This window comes from Ktedonosporobacter rubrisoli, from assembly GCF_004208415.1.
In the GTDB taxonomy this organism is placed as follows: Bacteria; Chloroflexota; Ktedonobacteria; order Ktedonobacterales; family Ktedonobacteraceae; genus Ktedonosporobacter; species Ktedonosporobacter rubrisoli.
In genome coordinates this window covers 6,940,092-6,958,046 of sequence record NZ_CP035758.1, presented here as the reverse complement: position 1 = coordinate 6,958,046, position 17,955 = coordinate 6,940,092, and the positions used below count along the sequence as shown (strand labels likewise).

Here is a 17,955-nt window from a genome sequence, read left to right as displayed (position 1 = left end):
ATGAGCCCAAATGAGGAAAGAAATATTACTTGTCGGGATCAAATTCTATGAGGTCGCTGGGGGAAACCTTTAGCGCTTTGGCAAGCTTGTCAAGCGTTAGCGTTGAGATTCCCTTGTATGGATCACGAAAGATCCATTTAATCGTAGTGAAGTGAATGTCGGATGCGCGCGAGAGTGAAGATTGATTAAAGCCCTGCGCTTCAGCGATCTCTTTGACTTTTAGCCGTATCATAAACTCTACTCTTCTCGACTTTGATCTCGATTCTAGCAGAAAGGTCTTGTTTTTTGTATTGAGAGCAAAATAACAAGAATTTTGTGGTATGATATTTATGTTGTGATAAAAGTGATAAGATAAAAATGACAATCGGCAGAGGGATGTGTTTTTGTAGTGTTACGTTGAGTAAGGAGTGAGAATCATGAAGAAACTACCACCAGTGCTGGATCAGATGCGCCCATTTGTCGCATCCCTCAAAGAACTTATTGCCATCGGAGACGCCATACATGTCTATGCCATGGCTACTCAGCATGGCTTGATCCCAAAGGACATTTCTAAGCAGGTGCTACCGGTACTTGAGAGCTTTCATGCTCGCATTGTGAGGCAGTTGGGAGAGGAAAAATAATGGCGGATACATCCCCACAGTTTCCATTTTGTCCACCCTGGGGCGAGCTTGGAGAGTACGCGGTCAGCCGCCAGGCTTTCTGGGATATCTTGCCCGGCGAGGAGGAAGTCCTGATGTATCATGGCTGTTCCCTGGAAATGAAGCAGGATGCGCAACGGCATGACTACTGGCTTGTTTATTTTCCGCAGGGCACGTTCAAGCGCGAGAAATTGCCACGCACCCACAATGCGCGCTATAACATCTATCTCCCCACTGGTTTAAAGCTCGCAGAAGTTGGGAGCTCTTGTGGAATAAGCTATCTGGAGAGCATTATCCAGCAGGAGAACTAGCAAAAGTGATCTCTTTATCAGGGAGCCTGCATATAGGCTCCCTTTGTTTAATACGCGATCTCAGGTAATGAAAATCAATTTGCAGGCATCTGGGTCGTGGCAAAGCGTGGCCTGAGCGTGTCAAACCAGACAGTAGCCATTAAGACATAGCCAGCTGAGTTGGGATGTATCCCGTCGCTTAAATCGCTCTCCGGGACCGCATCATACATGTCTGTGTATTCAATATGTCTTCCCTGGTCTGCTATGCTCTTCACAATCAGCGGAATAGTGCGGTTAAAGGCCACAACCTGAGCATCGAGTTGCGGCTGACCAAGCGGGGTAATTTGAGCCACAATAGTGGTTGCCAGAGGGAGCGTACTGCTAATCTGGGCCAGTAAGTAACTAAGGCGAGCGGGAGCTGTATTGACATGATAGTGTTGCAAAATGTCGTTAGTCCCGATCTGTAAGAGGATGATGTCAGGTTGATACATTCTGAGCCAGCTCACTACATGCGCCGAGATCTGATCGATGCGCCAGCCCGGATGCCCTTCATGCGCTTTATCGGTAAGTGAGGCCGGTCCACCAACCTGTGAGCCTACGAAGACGACATGCCATTGCTCTTGCATACAGTCAGACCATAGAGGAGTGCGGTATCCGCCGGCTACCGAAGTCTTGAAACCTTTAGAAAAAGTGTCACCGGCTGTAATAGAATCGCCCAAAGGCATTATTCTCACAATATGATCCGGCGTCTTCTCATGAGCTATAGCGCTGCGATTAAACAATCCCAATGTCCAGAAAGTGCCCAGTACAAGTAGCGCAACTACAAAAGCCAGAGATATAGCGAGGAGAAACTTACGGCGATGAGGCTTCATATGAGCACTCTCCCTCTTGCAGGCCAGGTTGATACAACGAGTGCTTGCTTTTATAAGCGAGCAGCCGGGTATCATGGGGTTGAAACACATCTATCTATAAGTAGAATAGATAAAACTGAGCAGTTTGTCAATAATTGTAGAGAAGATGGAAAAAGAGCCGTCGCAAAGCCGCTCCCCAAAAGCATGAGAGAGGGCATCTGGAGGACTTTGCGGAGGGGCATTCTCTTCCCAGGCATGTTATAATGCGCCTGATATTTCCACTATTGACTCGCTCAAGTGGAATAGCAAGCCGGGAGTGTATTTTTCGCGTTCGTAGGGGAGGCTGGTCTTATCGCCATGCTCATCACACGTATAGAATTAGAGAACATCAAAAGTTATCGCCACATCGCCGTAGACCTCCGACGCGGGACAACCGCGATCAGTGGCCCCAATGGTGTTGGCAAAACGACGCTTGTTGAAGCCATTGGCTTTGCCCTCTTCGGCTATCTACCCTATAGCCAGGATCAGTTTGTGCGCGAGGGAGAGAAGCATGGCAAGGTAGTTATTCGCCTGATCGGTGGCGATGACCGCCCATATACCGTAGAGCGGCGCTGCGGCAGTGGTGCACGCTGGCTAATCCACGATCACGAAGCCAACGCGCGCATCGAGCAGAATGCCGATGTATTGGACAAATTACATGAGCTCTTTGGTATCGATCGGGAGCGCCCGCTCAATTCGCTCTTCCGCGATGCCCTTGGCGTGCCGCAGGGTACCTTTACCTCCATCTTTCTGGAAGTGGGCAGCAAGCGTAAGCAGACTTTTGATGCCCTCTTGCAGATCGAAGATTACAAAACTGCCGCCGACAACTTGCTCGATACGCAAAAATATTATAAAGAGCAGATGCAGGAGCAGCAGATAGAGATCAATCGCCTGGCTTACGAGACGCGCGAGCTAGAGGTGTGGCAGCAAGAGCTCAGAGATGCTCGCTTGCAGGATGAGCAGCAGAAAGAGCAGAATGTCGAATGGACGCGGCAGCTTGCCCTCTATGGGGAGCAGCAGGCCACGCTACTTATCAAGCGCGATCAACTGCGCGAGTTGGAGCAGCGCTATACCTATAGCCAGCAGCTTTCCACGGATCACCAGGCCCGCTTGCAGGAATATGGGCAGCAGCTACAGAACGCTCGCCAGGCTCGGCAGATCGTCGATACGGCCCGCGCCGACTATCAGCGCTACCGCGAGGCCGAGCAAATCTTGCAGCGCTTGCGCCAGGACGAACAGCAGCGCAACTCTTTACAGCAACAGCTCGCCAGGCTAGAGAATAACCTGACCCGAACGCAAACTAACGCCGATAACTGGAGCGCGCGCCTGGCTGATGTCGCGGCAGCGCGTCAGAAGGTCGTCGAGCTGGCTCCCCTGGTTGAGCAACAGATCGAGCTTGAGAAGCAGCGCGATGAGGCTATGCAAAAGCGTACCCGCTACGCCGAAATTGGCGCGCTCCGTCAGCGCTTGCAGCAGCAGCTTTCGACGTACCAGCGCCGCCGCGCCGACTTTCAACAGAAAATCAAGGCTATTGAGCCGCTTGTACCTGCGGCCGAGCTTCTCCATGAGCGCAGCGAACGCCTCACCCAATTGCGTATCCAGCATAGCGAATACAATGGCAAGAGGCGCCAGCTGCAAGAAAAACGCACTCTCCTGCAAGAGAAGCGGCTGGAATTTGAGGAACGCGCTGAAAGGTTGCGCCGCGCTGAACATAATGTTGCAGTGATTGAAGAACATCGCCAGGAAGCCGAGGAGATGCCCGAACTGCAGCAGAGCTATGAGGATCTTGCCGCTCAGAAGCACCGCCTTGAGGGCAATATTGAGGGCTATACCAGGTCCCGTGCGCAATCGGCAGGCGGTCAGTGTCCCTTGCTGAATGAGGCCTGCCTCAATATCAGGCAGCGCGGCATGAGCAGCCTCGAATCCTACTTTGAAGGCCTGCTAAAAGAAGAACACGTCCATATGACTGAGCTCAATGAGAAGCAGCTCGCCGTTACTACGCGCATGGGGCAGATCAGGAAGTATGCCGAGGCCTTGAACAAGCTTGATCAATATGCGGAACGGCGCGATACCCTGGCTGAGCAGGTTCAGCATTATAAGCGCGAGCTAGAGCGCCTCGAACACGATGTCGAGACGCTTACGCAGGAGCTGCAGACCCTACGCACAATTGAGCAGCAGGTGAAAGAGGCTGAGAAGGCCTACCAGGAAAGTAAGCAGGCCAGCGAGCAAACGCGTATCCTGGAAGGACTCTATAAGCAGGCCCAACAGATTGATGAGCAGATCCGCCAGACGGAGACGGAGCTAAGCGAGCGCGGCCAGGAAGCCGAACAGTTGCGCGGCAGCGAGACCCAATTCCAGCAAATCGACGCAGCCTTGAAAGACTTGAACGATCCACGCTCCGAGAGCAAATCCCAGTTGAGCGTGATTGCCCAGGAGAACTTCTATCAGCAAAGAATGCGAGAAGAACAAAAGCAGCTTCAAGAGACCAGGCAGCAGCTGCTAACTTTGCAAGAGCAATTGAGCGCGTATGCCACGCTGGATGGGGATATTCAACGCCAGGAACAGTTCCGCCAACAATGTCAGGAGGGCCATCAGCACTATCTCCAGAACGAGAACGAGGCGCGCCAGCTGCCGGTCCGTCAGCAAACTTACCAGCAGCAAGCCCAGACCTGTAAACAGGCCGAGCAAGCATTGCGCGAAGTGGAACAGGCTTATCAGCGAGCTCGTGAGGGCTTTAAAGAGGAAGAGCTCAATGTTTTAAGCCAGCATATTGAAGATCTGCGCGATAGATTAAGCGCACTGGCCCAGGATATGAAGCATCACCATGAAAAGATCAGTAAGCTAGAGCAGCAGATCAACGCTGCCGAGAAACTTGTTAGCGCGCTTGAAGCGGCGCGCCAGACCTATCAGGAGTTTGAAGATCTGCATGCAATGATTGAGCAGTTCCGCAAACTGATTAAAGAGGCGGCACCGTATGTCTTAAAGGCGATGCTCAAAGATATCTCGGCGGAGGCAAACCGTATTTTCGGTGAAATCATGGGCGACCATAGCGCTCAGCTCTCCTGGCAGAACGATTATGAGATCATATTGCGCCGCCAGGGAAGCAGCCGTACCTTTGCACAGCTAAGTGGTGGCGAGCAGATGAGCGCCGCCCTGTCCGTGCGCCTGGCCCTGCTCAAAAAGCTTTCCACGCTCAACATTGCCTTCTTTGATGAGCCAACCCAGAATATGGATGAGCTTCGACGCATGAACCTCGCCGAACAGATTCGCCGTGTGCGCGGCTTTGATCAGCTGATCGTGATCAGCCATGACGATACCTTTGAGCAGAGCCTTGATAGCCTGGTACGCCTGAGCAAGGATGGGGGCGAGACACAATTACACGAGGAGGAAAGAGAGGCGCGTGTGCAAGAGCAAGATCTGTGGGATGGCCGAGATTCCCAGTTCCTTATGTCTTCGGCTTTTCGCCCTTAGCGTTAACTTGCGGCAGGCCGGGCTTAAGTCTGCCGGATGTCACAAGGAGCTTCTATATGCTGCATAATGGCAAACTCCAGGCGGCTCTCAAGCTGAAAAGCGGCCAGTTTTCGCACTATGATGGTGCATTTAGCGAGCAGCTTAAGGCCTATCAGTATATGCTCGAAACGCTGTACCAGCGCTACAACTCCAGTACGCAGCTAGAGCAGCTGCTACCGACGAAAGAAGCTGGTCAGCAGTCGGCGGGAGCGCGGCCCAGTATCGAGTTTGATCGCTGGCTGGCTAATGCCGTCCTCAATGACTATCATATCCCGCTCATTCCCTTTGGGCGCGAATTTGCCAATCACGAGCAGGCGCGCCAGTGGGCCGAATGCCTTGAGGGCATTACAACTGTAGCCATCGATGGGAGCCAGTTGCAGCCCTGGCGCGATGCCTCTATTCCCGTGGCCTTGATCCAGGCTGGCTTTTTTATTAATCCCCATACTCATGGCAAGGCCTACACCAAGGATGTGCGCCTGGAAGTCCTGGCCCCCGATGAAATCATGGCCGAAGCGCGTGCCGAGAATAGTGATCCTGATAGCTATCCTTATTCGGAGCTGCAAGTCACCCTGCGTCGCTATGTGCTCGAAGTCGAGACCCTGCTCAGCCTTATGCAGCAGCTCGCTGATACGCGAAGTCCCGACGATCCTGCCTACAGTCCTGTAGTCTTCTTTGATGGCTCGCTGGTTGTCTCCTTTGCCCTGACCATGCCCAGTCCCTATCGTGAGCGCTATATCTCCTCGGCGGTCTCGCTCTTGCGAGCCTCCGAAGAGCTGCGTGTCCCCTTGATTGGCTACATCGATACCAGCTATGCGCGCGATTTCGTGACCATGCTGCGCCGTTTGGATGCCACACATAAGCAGCCCATCTTGCGCGAGACGAAGAAGATTCACGATGCTTTGCTCTGGCAGGGGCGGTTACGTTGGGGAGATCGCACACCGGCCATGATCTGTGCGCGCGGCGACATTCTAGAGGGTTATGGAACGTATCAAGATAGCGTTGCCTTCTGCTATCTGCAGACTGCCATGAAACGTCCGCCGGCCCGCCTGGAATTTCCGCGCTGGATGCTTGACGATGGTATTGTTGAGCCTGTGCTGGATGTCGTGCGCGCCGAAGTCATCGCCGGCAATGGCTATCCCTATGCCATCGAGACTGCCGATGCGGTGGCCGTAATTACCATGCAGGATCGCAACGAATTTTATGGCCAATTCCAGAATTTCATGCAGAAGCAAGGTATCAAATTTACCTTCTCAAGCAAATCCATCAGCAAGGGGCGCAGGCGCTAATTTGGCCCTTGAGCGACCAACCACTAATTTTGTGGCGTTCGGCAGAAAGATACGATACGAACCTCCCTGTTACCTCGGGTAACAGTGGGATAAAGTTTCCAACCTGTTAAATCAGAAGCATGATTTGCACATTTCGCAGCGAATATAGTTATAGGAAGCAACGCTATATGGTATACTTGTTAGCAAACATAGATCGAGTTGTAGATAGTCGAAAGGCTCGATCGAGTCAAACAAAGTACAAAGTTTTCGGAAATGGATACCTCTCCACTGGAGAGGATGCCCTGTCCGAGGGACAGGTATCAGGGGCAGCGCCCCTGGCGGTGGAAACGATTTACACGATAAGTTAGCTAGAAGAGAACTATTAAAGAATTGATAACAATGTCACGCTCGACTACTCATACATTGACCTGTCCTTGCGGAGAGGTATTCACAAGTACTACATACGAATATGTAAACGTAGCGCAAAACCCGCGTCTGCGCTATATCGTTCTGGCCGGCTTAATCAACGTCTCAACTTGCCCGGCCTGTGGGAGGCGTGCAGCCATCTCCACACCTTTTATCTACTCAGATCCGGAGCATGATCTTCTCGCCTATGTTCATCCGCGCAGCGATGCACCGCAGGAGGCGCGCCTTCTCATTTTAGAGAAATTGCGCTCAGTCTATATGGATGTTGCCGATGCGCAAGAGCAGCAAAATAGCTTGAGTGAGAACAATGGCAATGGTGGCCGGACCATATCTGTCACGCCTTCGCAGGCTCGTGAGATGCCGCCGCTGCAGGTTGTCTTCGGGCTAGATCAGCTGAACGTCTTGATCAATGGCGTCCTTAGCCCGCAGGAACGATTGGGCAAACTGGCCCTGAGCACGCAGAGCCGCAACGAGGCTGAGCGCGGCCAGTTCCTGGATATTGCGCGCAAGTTGGCTTCAGAGATGGATTGCAATGTTGAGGTGGAAGATATGCCCGACGAGTACACAGTCTGGCTGTATGGTTCACGTCGCCAGATTGGGGCATTGATGCGCGAATTGGCGCCAGGGGGCTAAAGCAATGATCACTGTTGGAGTACTTACCATTAGCGATGGGGCCGCAAAAGGAGAGCGCCAGGATGTGAGCGGCGAGAATATTCGGGCGCTAGTGGCTCAGCTACCTGATGCTGTGGTTAGCGCCGGCGCGATTATTCCTGATGAAAAGGAACAGATCTCGGCTACATTGTGCGAATGGTGCGACGAGAAACGCCTCAACCTGATCCTGACGACCGGAGGCACTGGCCTGGCTCCGCGCGATGTGACGCCCGAAGCTACAAAGGTTGTGCTTGAGCGTGAAGCTCCTGGCATTGCCGAGGCTCTGCGGGCCGCCAGCTTGCAGTATACGCCCATGGCTATGCTCTCGCGCGGAGTAGCTGGCGTACGTGGTCGTACGCTCATTATCAACCTGCCGGGTAGCCCTAAAGCTGTTAAAGAGTGCCTGGAATACGTCCTACCTGTCCTTCCTCATGCCATCAACCTGCTTATTGAGGGCCCAAGGGAACATTAACCATGCCAGTTGCCTATACCGGTCACCAGGACCGTGTATTTGCCGTGGCCTGGTCCCCTACCGGCCATGCTATTGCTTCCTGTGGCCGTGATCGCACGGCGCATATCTGGGACCCTCTTACTGGCACCTGTCGATATATCTTTCGACACTCAAGTTATCTGCTCTCCATAGCCTGGTCGCCGGATGGTAAATATATTGCCGCAGGTAGTGCCGATGGCTCCATTCATATCTGGCACGCCGACAATAGCCGAATCTATCCGCAATATCATTTCCACAGGCGCCTTGTGCGCAGCCTGGCCTGGTCACCTGATGGCCGCTATATCGCCTCGGGCGGCGATTTTGGCGATAGCACGGCGCAGACCTGGGAAGCTATGAGCGGCAAGCATATGTATACTCATCGTGAGCAATACAGAATCTTCGCGGTAGCCTGGTCGCTGGATGGAAGCTCTGTCGCTTCCGCTAGCTTCGATGGCCTCGTCCAATTATGGCAACCCTTCGATGGTCAGCTTCTCCTCACCTATCGCGGGCATAGTGGTCCGCTCTATGCTGCAACCTGGTCACCAGATGGCAAGGCAATAGCTTCGGCCGGCCAGGACACAGAGGTGCAGGTCTGGTCTGCACAGGATGGTGAGACTATCTGTATCTACCGAGGGCACACGCGCCCGCTTAAGGCTGTATCCTGGTCCCGTCGCCAGAACTGCATAGCTAGCGGCGGCGATGATGCCCGCGTGCACATCTGGTCAGCCGAGAGTGGCGAAACCATTACTACCTGTCACGACTATACCTCCTGGATACGCGCCCTGGACTGGTCGCCCGATGGTCGCCAGCTTGCCGTCGCCAGTCATAACAGCATTTGCTTGGAGCAGCTCTTTTAAGCCTGCTTAGATGGCTGAGCCCTGCTTACCCTGAGCTCCCAGTAGCAAAGAAATCTCGCCAAGATGAGAAAAGAGATGAGAAAGGCAGACAATGCCGATGGCCTGGATGGCCGGCATCTTTCCCAGCGGCTTGACCATCACGGTGCGCTGTGAAAGCTCTTTCCCGCCATCGTCAATCCCAGCAAGATAGCCCTCAAACTCCTGCCAGACGCGCTGGGCGTATTGTAAAAAATGAGCAGGATCGGCAAGGCGTAAGTTGTGTGCCTCCTCAGTTGGCATGCTAGTGCCCTGAACCTTTTGTGGTAATTGGAGCCGGGCCGCCCACTGCTCCTCATGCCAGAGCGTTGGCCGCTCCCTTAAAATCAGATTCAGTATGTTATCTTCGGTGCGTACACAGTGCCAGAGAATAAAGGCAATATGATTGCCGGTGCCCGGCAAAGTATAATGCCACTCATCAAGGGTAAGTCCGTTAACACTTGCGTAAAGTTCCCTATGCAAGCGCTTTTGTTCTGAGCGAAAGAACTCGATGATATCCACAGCTTTCTCCTTGAAATATATTGATAACCTCTCTTATGCCGCCAATACTTGCCACTTAAACGATAGCATAGCTGTGCGGCAACATCAATCACAAGAGTGGGACAATGCTCATAAGAGAGCTGGAAAGTAGAAGCCTTAAAGTATCTGTAAGAGCTCCCGTTAATGTAGTTTTTCGGGACATAAGTTATATGAATAGGCTTTCGGAGTTGAAAAATCTCTGCTGTTCCTCTTGGGATAGCAGGGATTTTGTTTTCAGGCTGCTTCAGGTGAGTGATTATCTGCCTGTGTTAAATTTTCTGGCTTATCCCCAGGGAAAGTTTAACTGCTCCTTAACATTGCCGTAAAGCATAGTTAAAGCATGTTTAACCTGACAATGGTAGGGTATTAGTGCAACAGATAACGAGTGTGGCCACATAAACTATCAGGACGGCCATCGATGCAATGTTTTCAAATAAATAATTCAGTCTGAGAAAGCAGGAGTACTTATGTCAAAGCATTGGCGTATTGCATTCATACTTGCAGTAGCCGCCTGCCTCCTTATTTCGGCCTGCGGAGGCAATTCTAGCGCCACTACATCTACGTCTACCCCGGCAAGCGGTAGCACCAGCGCCAGCACGCCTGGCAGCAGCGCCAGCAATGCTGGAGGATTTAATTGTGTCTCCGGTAGCATTACTGCCAGCGGCTCAACGGCTTTGCAGCCTTATGTAGATGCTGTCGCTAAGAAGTATCAGGAGAAGTGTTCCGGCGCGCGCATCACCGTGCAGCCCGGGGGAAGTAAGAAGGGGTTGGCTGATGCCGAGAATGGAACTTCCCAAATCGGTAACTCTGATGTACCAGCGGCAACTAATCAAACCGATCTGGTTGATCATCAGGTAGCAATTGTTATCTTTACTCTGATTGTTAATCCAAATGTCAAGGTTAACGATATCAAGACCAGCGACGTGCAGGGCATCTATACCGGCAAAATCACTAACTGGAAGCAAGTCGGCGGACCCGATCTCCCGATCACCGTAATTAGCCGCCCCACCACTTCTGGAACGCGGGCAACCTTCAAGAAGTTCATGCTTGATAATAACAACGAAAGCCCAGCCCAGGCCAAAAACCTGACAGTTGATAGCACCGGTACCGTTATCCAGACTGTTTCACAAACTGCCGGCGCGATTGGCTATGCGGCCCTTGGCGATGCCGAAAAGGCTAGTTCAAGCCTGGCTATTCTTAAGATAGATGGCCAGGAGCCGACCGCTGCCAATGTGACTAGCAACGCTTATAAGTTCTGGAATATCGAGCATATGTACACCAAGGGCCAGCCTTCAGGCCTGGCGCAGGCGTTCCTCGATTATATGGTCAGCTCCGATGCTACTACGATCGCTGAGAGCCTGAAGTTTGTTCCTACTAACACTGTCCCTGAGAATATTCGCACCACCCATAATAAGTAAGTGGCCTTCCTTTCGTCATCCCTACGTAAGTGCGTAGGGATGACCGGAACCAATGATAGTAAAGAAGGAGAACAGGGGTGCAACGAGCACAACAGACGCATCTGTCAGATCAGGTTGCTCGTATTATCTTTCTCGCCTGCGCCATTTTTCTTGTCCTTATCATTATCAGCGTCTTCTACTTTGTCGGCTCGAAGGCGTTTCTCGTCTTCTTTGAGCGCGGTGGTACTACGTTCAAAGAATTCTTTACAAGTACCCACTGGGACCCCACAGCAGGCAATAGTGATACGCCTCAGTATGGCGCGCTTGGTCTGATCGTTGGATCGGTGATCATTACCTTTGTTTCGGTGATTATCGCGACTCCTCTGGCCTGGGGCATGGCCCTTTTCATGGTTGAAGTCACTCCATCCTGGCTGTCGCGCATCCTCCAACCGCTGATCGAGATTTTTACAGGTATGCCTTCGGTCATTCTAGGCTTCCTGGGCCTGGTCATTCTGGTTCCCTTTCTGGGCAAGATCACTAATACGAACGGCTACGGCTATGCGGCGGCGATTATCGTCCTTGTGGTGATGATCCTGCCCACGATTACTAGTATCTCTATCGACTCCCTGCGCGCGGTACCACATAGCGTGCGTGAGGCCAGTCTGGCCCTTGGTTCAACGCGCTGGCAGATGATGAGAAGTGCGCTCATACCGGCTGCGGCCTCTGGCCTGGCAACTGCGGTAGTCCTGGGCATGGCACGCGCGATAGGCGAAACGCTGGCAGTGGCTATGGTCCTGGGCGGCGACTCGATACCTGCAAAACTCTTCAGCCTCCAGTCGTTCTTTATTCCAACTACCAACATTACGCGGGCCATTCTCTTTGATTTTGGAGAGACCTCTGGTGTATCGCAGGATGCTTACTGGACGCTGGCCTTCCTGCTGTTGGTAATCTCGTTTATCTTCATCTGTATCAGCCGTTATCTGGCAAGTAGGAGTGTATATAGATGAGCACACGAGGGTTGCAGCAAGTCGCGGAAAAAGAGCAAGCATCAACGCGCAACCTGCCCACACAAGAGCTCGGTAGGCTGGTACGACGCTTGCATACCGGCAATAATATCGCCATGACCATTCTGTGGATTGTGGCAGTCTTGATTGCCGTGGCTTTTATTGCCATTATCGTTCTGCTAGTGGTGCAGGGCTTTCCATACTTGATCGATCCATCTTTTTACCTGGCTAGCGACCTGGGGGTCGGTCGGCAGATTTTCAATACCTTTTATGTTCTGATCGTATCCGAAGTCATTCTGTTTCCAATTGCTCTGGCTGCCGCTATCTATACAGTCGAGTATGCGCGGCAAGGGCTGCTGGTGACGGTAATTCGTTTTGCCGCCGAAACATTGTCGGGTGTCCCAACAATTGTGCTCGGCCTGTTTGGTTTTATTCTCTTTGGATCATTGCTTGGTCTGCATATCAGCCGTCTAACCGGAGCACTTACCCTGCTCTGCCTGAATCTGCCGCTGGCCTTGCGTCTCTTTGAGGATGCTCTGTCTACGGTTCCCCGCGATTTACGTGAGGGCAGTCTGGCGCTGGGTGTGACCAAATGGCATATGATCCGTACTGTTGTGTTGCCTTCGGCCTTGCCCGGCCTGATCACAGGCCTGATCCTGACGGCCGGAAAAGTGATCGGCGAAACCGCCGCCCTGGTCTTTACAATGGGCGTATCCAATCCTGCAGATGTGTTTACTCCCGATGTCTCTATCACCAGCGATACGCTGACGATCCATCTCTGGTATGTGAAGACGCTGGGCGCGGGCTCTATTCCTGGAATGACCGCCGCCAAAGCTAGCGCGATCTCGGCAGGCTCGGCAGCTCTGCTTATCGTCATTCTGCTTATCATCAATATCGGTGCGCGTGGCCTGGGGCGCCTCATTCAACGTCGTCTCACGGCTGCGTAGGACTCCTAATTTGTCAAAGTTAGCTATATAAGGAGCGAGGACCAATCAGCTATGAATATAACGACCAACCCTTCAAATGAGCATACGATGGCCCCCGAAGGTGCCAGCATCTTCTCGCGCAAAGTCGCCAGAAGTGGGCACATCTCCTATGAGGGCAGACCTTACTTCATCAGTAAGAATCTTGCCGGGCGCTATATCCGTCTCGTCGTCCATGGAGATCGTTTGATCGTTGATACATCCATTCCGTTGCACAAAGAGTATCCGCTCGTATAGAATACGGTAGAGAGCAAAGGAGGCTCTATGAATTCCGGCTTTAACCAGCCTGGACGATCAGCCCAAACAGCACAAGCCCAGGATGCTCAAGAGGAAAGAAATGACCAGCAAGGTCAGCCGAAGGTGCCAGTTACGACTGTCCCTCAAACGCTGACTCCTCAGCCCACTTCTGACACCGGGCTCAAAATAGATGTCAAGGACACTAATTTCTACTATGGAAGCAAACAGGCGCTTTATGAAGTCTCGTTGCCGATTCGCGAACGCCAGGTAACTGCCCTGATCGGACCTTCAGGCTGTGGCAAATCCACCTTTTTGCGTACGCTTAATCGCATGAATGATCTCATTCCCAACACGCGCGTTGAGGGGGAAGCGCTTTTCGATGGCGAGAACATTTACGATAAACGGACAGATGTTGTGCTCTTGCGCCAGCGCATTGGTATGGTGTTCCAGCGCCCCAATCCCTTTCCCAAGTCGATATTTGAGAATGTGGCCTATGGGCTGCATGTGCAGGGCAAGAAAGGGAAACAGGTTGAAGAAATGGTGGAACGCAGCTTACGTGGGGCTGCGCTCTGGGACGAGGTGAAGGATCGCCTGAAGTCTTCGGCGTTAGGCCTCTCGGGCGGTCAGCAGCAGCGTCTCTGCATCGCGCGCGCCCTGGCTGTTCAGCCGGAAGTCCTGCTTATGGATGAGCCTGCTTCGGCACTTGACCCGATCGCTACATTGAAGATTGAGGAACTGGTGACAGAGCTTGTCAAGGACTATACTATAGTGATAGTAACACATAATATGCAACAGGCTGCTCGTGTCTCTCAATTCACTGGTTTCTTTCTGAGTGGCAAGCTTGTAGAGTATGCTGCGACGCGAGACATTTTTGAGCGGCCCAAGAAAAAAGAGACGGAAGATTATATAAGTGGACGTTTCGGTTAATATGCAAACCAGTAAAGCGGCGGGACCGCGCAAGATCCTTGTCGTCGATGACGAGGCTGTGCTGGTCGATACGATTGCTTATAATCTAGAGCAAGCTGGCTACCGGGTCGTAACTGCGGCCGATGGTAGCAGCGCTCTGGATGCGGCTCGTAGTGAGACTCCAGACCTGATCATTCTCGATCTGATGCTTCCTGGCATGGATGGCTTGGAGGTGTGCCGTCAGCTGCGCCGCGAGAGTAATACAGCCACGACGCCGATTGTGATGCTTACGGCGAAAAGCGATGAGATCGATAAGGTGGTTGGGCTGGAGGTGGGGGCCGACGATTATGTAACCAAGCCATTTGGGCGCCGGGAGCTGCTGGCGCGCGTGCGGGCTCTCTTACGTCGGGCCGAGTACGCGCCCAATAGTGAGGGCCTTGGTGATACGGGAGAGATTCCGGCGGCTCGTCAGCCGCGCAACGAGCTGGCAGCAGGGCCACTGCGCATCGACCTTGCTGGAAGACGCGTCAATTGTCGTGGCCAGGATATGGAATTGCAGCCCAAGCAGTTTGACTTGCTGGCGTATCTTGTGCGCAATCGGGGTACGGTGCTGACGCGCGATCAATTGCTCCATAACGTGTGGGGCTATGATTACGCTGGCGATACGCGTACAGTTGATGTGCATGTGCGCTGGCTGCGCGAGAAGTTAGAGGAAGATCCGGCTAATCCCAAGATGATTCAGACAGTTCGTGGCGTTGGTTATGTATTCCGCTGGTAAACAGGCTATCTATCCCCGTTTACCAGCGCCCCTGGTCTGCGGTTCATCTGTGCATGAGCTCGTCAGGCAGATTTCACCTTTTCCAGGGCATCCTTCAACTGGCGATAGACATTATCCAGGTGCTCCGGCATGACTTTGATGTCGCCGATAACTGGCATAAAGTTTGTATCGCCCTGCCAGCGTGGCACGATATGGTAGTGGATATGCTCGGCGAAGCCGGCTCCCGCTACTTTCCCCTCATTGATCCCCATATTAAAGCCATCAGGATTCATGGCGTAACGCAGAGCCCGTAGGGCAAGTTGGGCCTGGCTCATCAGTTCGGCGAGCGTCGCACTATCTAAAGCTTCAAGCGCGCCGACGTGCTGAAAGGGAGCAATCATCAAGTGCCCATTATTGTAGGGATACAGGTTCAGCATCATAAAGCAATGCTCGCCCCGGTAGAGAATATGATGTTCCTCATCGCGATTCTCGGCTGGCTGGGTGCAAAAAATGCACCCTGGCGGAGGAGGCGTTTTCGGGGTAATAAACGCCATACGCCATGGTGCCCATAAATTTTCCATATCTACCCTTGTAGGTGCATCATCAGCCCACATGCAGCCTCTGTCCTGCACCTTCCTCTAGTTAATTCTGTTGATTTGGCTCGCTCGTCACCGTAGCATCCACGTCCTCTGGCATAAACCAGGTCTCAGCCCAGATATGAATGGCGTCCACAACTGGCTTGAGGGCCTGACCTTTCTCGGTGAGCTTGTATTCTACACGCACCGGGATCTGTGGATAGACCACGCGCTCTACGACGCCCTCGGCCTCTAATTCCCGCAGGCGATCACTCAGCACGCGATCAGACAAACCTTCCACGAGTGCCGTTAATTCGCAAAAGCGCCGAGGGCCCTGCATAAGCGCATCGATGAGCAAGCCTGTCCAACGTTTGCCAAGGATTTGAATCGCGCGCTCATAACGGGGGCACATATGGGCCATTGGTGTGGATGAGATTGTTGATGTCATCGGCTTCGTCGCCATGGGTTAGCCTGCCATTTCTGGTTCCAGATAAGATTTGGGTAAAGTATGACCAATATTAAATGTCATGCTCAGTATACCATGCTTTTTATTCTGCGGCAAGTACTGCTACAGCTAAAAAGTAAGCACACATATGCTGCCGGAGACCTGTATCTTTCGGCTATTATGCTATTTTGCCTGCTTTTTACGCCCGGTTGCCCTCTGAAGCATAATAAGTGTTGCAAAAACTTCTAAAATATATGAAGAAAGGAAGATAATGATAATGATAACACAGATAGAAGACAAGCAACAACAGTGGCAAGAGATGTATACACGAGTTTCCTTTTTAAAGCAACAATTTTTTGACTCCACATTCCCACCCGAAAATCTCTAGCAGCCCAATTATAGAGAACAGAAAACTAGTCTTCTGTTTGGAAGACACGACAAGGGCTTTCCAGTTCTCGTTCTTGCGCCGCCTGACGGCGGCGAAGAGGGGGGAAATGTTGGAGCGCAATTCGCTCGATCGCGACGTAGCCTCCAAGCCCCAGGGCAACGGCCCTTGACAATCCCTCTTTAAAATAGTGAGAAGTTCTGGACAGTACAACATAAAGAGTGGCGTTTCTGAGCATATCTTGCTATCATAGAGAGAGCATCTATAGGTTGCGCGCATAACTCCTTCATCCTGATTACCACGGAGAGATACATGCTACACGTTGGGCTAGATACGCATCTCAATACATTCCATCTCGCACTCGATTTTACTGCTGAGAAGGGCAAAACGACTGTCCTGCTGGGCGAAAGCGGGGCCGGTAAAAGCACGGTTCTACGCCTGCTGGCCGGCTTGCTTCATCCCCAGCGGGGGCGTATTGCCCTGGGCGAGACTATCTATTTCGATAGCGAGTTGCACATTGCTGTACCGCCGCAGGAGCGTCCCTTTGGCTATGTCTTCCAGGACTACGTGCTTTTTCCCCATCTCAGCGTTTTCGAGAATGTAGCCTTCGGGCTGCGTGCCCAGCATCTTCAGCGTAAGCTTATTCAGCAGCGGGTGGGCGAGGCGCTTGAGCGTGTCCACCTGCCTGGAATGGATCAGCGCCGCCCGTCTCAGCTTTCGGGTGGGCAGCAGCAGCGCGTAGCTATTGCCAGAGCCCTGGCCCTGCAGCCGCAGCTCTTGCTTCTGGATGAACCGCTCTCGGCCTTAGATGTGCAGACCCGCCGCGAGGTGCGCCATGAGCTGCGTCGCATCCTCTCTGAGCTTGGCATCACAACGCTTATGGTCACGCATCAATACCTTGAAGCCTTGCTCTTCGGCCACCATATTCTTGTGCTCGACCACGGGGAGATTATTCAAGAGGGCGAGCAGCGCGATCTCCTGGCCTATCCTCGCTCTTCCTATGTTGCCGAACTGGTGGGCGTCAATTTCTTTCACGGCCCGATTGTGCGCTATGAGAACGGCACAATGTGTGTGATCCGCTTGCATGATGGCCTTGAGGGCGGTGAGGTGGTTGCCGCGCTAAAAGAAATGGGGTCGGCGGAAGAGGTTCCGGCGGTGGGCGAGGAGGCCTATATAGTGGTAAATCCGCATAGCGTGACGCTCTATCAGGCCGCGCCCGAGAGCTCGGCGCGCAACGTCTTTCATGGTAGGATTGTGCAAATGTTGCGCCTTGGCCCGGGTTCCGGTTCGGCTGAAGATGAGGAGGGAACGACACGCGTCAGTATTTTGCTGGATGGGGCTTCCGCGCAAATGTCGCCGCTTACCGCCGAGATCACTGCTGCCTCGGCCAGGCGCATGGAGCTCAGCGAGGGCAAGAGTATTTATGCTGCCTTCAAGGCTACCGAGGCGCGCGCCTATACCTGATCTACCTGCCTGCTAGAATGAGGCTGAGCAATGTATCAGCAAGTGGATGTATAATTAGCAGAAACATATTTTACAGTACAATAATCAAAGCTGGCCCTGTACGACCGGGCGGGCTAGAAGTTACAATAATTAGAAGTACTTTATACTCTTATCTTTAAGGTTGGTGGGGAAAATAGCTTCTATATCTGCCTTCCTCCTGGATGGAGGTCTGGCCAGGAAGTGCCGGGCGT

At 52.7% G+C, this 17,955-nt stretch carries 20 protein-coding genes; 15 read left to right on the top strand and 5 right to left on the bottom strand.

Features of this window, described 5'->3' with window-relative positions:
* Positions 1 to 25: 25 nt before the first annotated feature.
* Positions 26 to 232, bottom strand: coding sequence for a helix-turn-helix domain-containing protein (locus EPA93_RS30215; protein ID WP_129891094.1), 207 nt, complete (start codon positions 230 to 232; stop codon positions 26 to 28).
* Positions 233 to 416: 184 nt separating this feature from the next.
* On the opposite strand from EPA93_RS30215, the gene EPA93_RS30210 reads away from it, so the two are divergent.
* Complete coding sequence (locus EPA93_RS30210) at positions 417 to 620, top strand: hypothetical protein (RefSeq protein ID WP_129891093.1); 204 nt, start codon at positions 417 to 419, stop codon at positions 618 to 620.
* Positions 620 to 949: a hypothetical protein gene (locus tag EPA93_RS30205; protein WP_129891092.1), complete on the top strand. Its 330-nt coding sequence runs from the start codon at positions 620 to 622 to the stop codon at positions 947 to 949. Before EPA93_RS30210 ends, EPA93_RS30205 begins: the two co-directional genes overlap by 1 nt.
* A 74-nt stretch (positions 950 to 1,023) precedes the next feature.
* On the opposite strand, the gene EPA93_RS30200 is transcribed toward EPA93_RS30205, so the two are convergent.
* The gene (locus EPA93_RS30200) at positions 1,024 to 1,800 is read right to left on the bottom strand and encodes an SGNH/GDSL hydrolase family protein (RefSeq protein ID WP_165423492.1); all 777 of its coding nucleotides are present in this window, start codon (positions 1,798 to 1,800) and stop codon (positions 1,024 to 1,026) included.
* Between the two features lie 336 nt (positions 1,801 to 2,136).
* Between EPA93_RS30200 and EPA93_RS30195 the strand changes: the two genes are divergently transcribed.
* From EPA93_RS30195 to EPA93_RS30175, 5 genes are all read left to right on the top strand, one after another.
* Positions 2,137 to 5,289, top strand: a complete 3,153-nt coding sequence (locus EPA93_RS30195) for an AAA family ATPase (RefSeq protein WP_129891090.1) — start codon at positions 2,137 to 2,139, stop codon at positions 5,287 to 5,289.
* A gap of 56 nt (positions 5,290 to 5,345) precedes the next feature.
* Positions 5,346 to 6,614 carry a DNA double-strand break repair nuclease NurA gene (locus EPA93_RS30190; protein WP_129891089.1) on the top strand — a complete coding sequence of 423 codons (1,269 nt, stop codon included), beginning with the start codon at positions 5,346 to 5,348 and terminating at the stop codon, positions 6,612 to 6,614.
* Between the two features lie 378 nt (positions 6,615 to 6,992).
* Entirely contained in the window at positions 6,993 to 7,652 is a 660-nt protein-coding gene (locus EPA93_RS30185) for a CpXC domain-containing protein (RefSeq protein WP_129891088.1), read from the top strand.
* A 4-nt stretch (positions 7,653 to 7,656) separates the two neighbouring features.
* Positions 7,657 to 8,142, top strand: a complete 486-nt coding sequence (mog, locus tag EPA93_RS30180) for a molybdopterin adenylyltransferase (RefSeq protein WP_129891087.1) — start codon at positions 7,657 to 7,659, stop codon at positions 8,140 to 8,142.
* Positions 8,143 to 8,144: 2 nt separating this feature from the next.
* Positions 8,145 to 9,017, top strand: coding sequence for a WD40 repeat domain-containing protein (locus EPA93_RS30175; RefSeq protein ID WP_129891086.1), 873 nt, complete (start codon positions 8,145 to 8,147; stop codon positions 9,015 to 9,017).
* A gap of 6 nt (positions 9,018 to 9,023) precedes the next feature.
* Here the strand turns inward: EPA93_RS30175 and EPA93_RS30170 are convergent, their stop codons facing one another.
* Complete coding sequence (locus tag EPA93_RS30170) at positions 9,024 to 9,554, bottom strand: DinB family protein (RefSeq protein ID WP_165423491.1); 531 nt, start codon at positions 9,552 to 9,554, stop codon at positions 9,024 to 9,026.
* A 485-nt stretch (positions 9,555 to 10,039) separates the two neighbouring features.
* Here EPA93_RS30170 and EPA93_RS30165 point away from each other — a divergent pair, with 485 nt between their 5' ends.
* The 6 genes from EPA93_RS30165 to EPA93_RS30140 all read left to right on the top strand — a co-directional run bounded on the left by EPA93_RS30165 (position 10,040) and on the right by EPA93_RS30140 (position 14,877).
* Positions 10,040 to 10,990 (top strand): phosphate ABC transporter substrate-binding protein, encoded by a 951-nt coding sequence (locus EPA93_RS30165; RefSeq protein WP_129891084.1) that lies wholly within the window; start codon positions 10,040 to 10,042, stop codon positions 10,988 to 10,990.
* A gap of 77 nt (positions 10,991 to 11,067) precedes the next feature.
* On the top strand, positions 11,068 to 11,976 hold the full coding sequence (gene pstC / locus EPA93_RS30160; RefSeq protein WP_129891083.1) for a phosphate ABC transporter permease subunit PstC: 909 nt from the start codon (positions 11,068 to 11,070) through the stop codon (positions 11,974 to 11,976).
* Complete coding sequence (gene pstA / locus EPA93_RS30155; protein WP_129891082.1) at positions 11,973 to 12,920, top strand: phosphate ABC transporter permease PstA; 948 nt, start codon at positions 11,973 to 11,975, stop codon at positions 12,918 to 12,920. Before pstC ends, pstA begins: the two co-directional genes overlap by 4 nt.
* 51 nt (positions 12,921 to 12,971) lie before the next feature.
* Entirely contained in the window at positions 12,972 to 13,193 is a 222-nt protein-coding gene (locus EPA93_RS30150) for a hypothetical protein (protein WP_129891081.1), read from the top strand.
* 27 nt (positions 13,194 to 13,220) lie between these two features.
* Positions 13,221 to 14,120 (top strand): phosphate ABC transporter ATP-binding protein PstB, encoded by a 900-nt coding sequence (gene pstB, locus EPA93_RS30145; protein WP_129891080.1) that lies wholly within the window; start codon positions 13,221 to 13,223, stop codon positions 14,118 to 14,120.
* A 1-nt stretch (position 14,121) separates the two neighbouring features.
* Positions 14,122 to 14,877: a response regulator transcription factor gene (locus EPA93_RS30140; RefSeq protein WP_129891079.1), complete on the top strand. Its 756-nt coding sequence runs from the start codon at positions 14,122 to 14,124 to the stop codon at positions 14,875 to 14,877.
* 62 nt (positions 14,878 to 14,939) lie between these two features.
* Here EPA93_RS30140 and EPA93_RS30135 read toward each other — a convergent pair whose 3' ends face one another.
* Positions 14,940 to 15,437 (bottom strand): HIT family protein, encoded by a 498-nt coding sequence (locus tag EPA93_RS30135; RefSeq protein ID WP_129891078.1) that lies wholly within the window; start codon positions 15,435 to 15,437, stop codon positions 14,940 to 14,942.
* A gap of 61 nt (positions 15,438 to 15,498) precedes the next feature.
* Positions 15,499 to 15,879 carry a winged helix-turn-helix transcriptional regulator gene (locus EPA93_RS30130; RefSeq protein WP_242527168.1) on the bottom strand — a complete coding sequence of 127 codons (381 nt, stop codon included), beginning with the start codon at positions 15,877 to 15,879 and terminating at the stop codon, positions 15,499 to 15,501.
* A gap of 422 nt (positions 15,880 to 16,301) precedes the next feature.
* Here EPA93_RS30130 and EPA93_RS50500 point away from each other — a divergent pair, with 422 nt between their 5' ends.
* On the top strand, positions 16,302 to 16,433 hold the full coding sequence (locus EPA93_RS50500; protein WP_277988676.1) for a hypothetical protein: 132 nt from the start codon (positions 16,302 to 16,304) through the stop codon (positions 16,431 to 16,433).
* Positions 16,434 to 16,573: 140 nt separating this feature from the next.
* Positions 16,574 to 17,725: an ABC transporter ATP-binding protein gene (locus tag EPA93_RS30125; RefSeq protein WP_129891077.1), complete on the top strand. Its 1,152-nt coding sequence runs from the start codon at positions 16,574 to 16,576 to the stop codon at positions 17,723 to 17,725.
* Positions 17,726 to 17,955 lie beyond the last annotated feature (230 nt).

Coding starts and splice junctions, on each gene's coding strand:
- EPA93_RS30215 (WP_129891094.1), bottom strand. CDS start 232: ATGATACGGCTAAAAGTCAAAGAGATCGCTGAAGCGCAGGGCTTTAAT.
- EPA93_RS30210 (WP_129891093.1), top strand. CDS start 417: ATGAAGAAACTACCACCAGTGCTGGATCAGATGCGCCCATTTGTCGCA.
- EPA93_RS30205 (WP_129891092.1), top strand. CDS start 620: ATGGCGGATACATCCCCACAGTTTCCATTTTGTCCACCCTGGGGCGAG.
- EPA93_RS30200 (WP_165423492.1), bottom strand. CDS start 1,800: ATGAAGCCTCATCGCCGTAAGTTTCTCCTCGCTATATCTCTGGCTTTT.
- EPA93_RS30195 (WP_129891090.1), top strand. CDS start 2,137: ATGCTCATCACACGTATAGAATTAGAGAACATCAAAAGTTATCGCCAC.
- EPA93_RS30190 (WP_129891089.1), top strand. CDS start 5,346: ATGCTGCATAATGGCAAACTCCAGGCGGCTCTCAAGCTGAAAAGCGGC.
- EPA93_RS30185 (WP_129891088.1), top strand. CDS start 6,993: ATGTCACGCTCGACTACTCATACATTGACCTGTCCTTGCGGAGAGGTA.
- mog (WP_129891087.1), top strand. CDS start 7,657: ATGATCACTGTTGGAGTACTTACCATTAGCGATGGGGCCGCAAAAGGA.
- EPA93_RS30175 (WP_129891086.1), top strand. CDS start 8,145: ATGCCAGTTGCCTATACCGGTCACCAGGACCGTGTATTTGCCGTGGCC.
- EPA93_RS30165 (WP_129891084.1), top strand. CDS start 10,040: ATGTCAAAGCATTGGCGTATTGCATTCATACTTGCAGTAGCCGCCTGC.
- pstA (WP_129891082.1), top strand. CDS start 11,973: ATGAGCACACGAGGGTTGCAGCAAGTCGCGGAAAAAGAGCAAGCATCA.
- EPA93_RS30150 (WP_129891081.1), top strand. CDS start 12,972: ATGAATATAACGACCAACCCTTCAAATGAGCATACGATGGCCCCCGAA.
- pstB (WP_129891080.1), top strand. CDS start 13,221: ATGAATTCCGGCTTTAACCAGCCTGGACGATCAGCCCAAACAGCACAA.
- EPA93_RS30140 (WP_129891079.1), top strand. CDS start 14,122: ATGCAAACCAGTAAAGCGGCGGGACCGCGCAAGATCCTTGTCGTCGAT.
- EPA93_RS30135 (WP_129891078.1), bottom strand. CDS start 15,437: ATGGAAAATTTATGGGCACCATGGCGTATGGCGTTTATTACCCCGAAA.
- EPA93_RS30130 (WP_242527168.1), bottom strand. CDS start 15,879: ATGACATCAACAATCTCATCCACACCAATGGCCCATATGTGCCCCCGT.
- EPA93_RS30125 (WP_129891077.1), top strand. CDS start 16,574: ATGCTACACGTTGGGCTAGATACGCATCTCAATACATTCCATCTCGCA.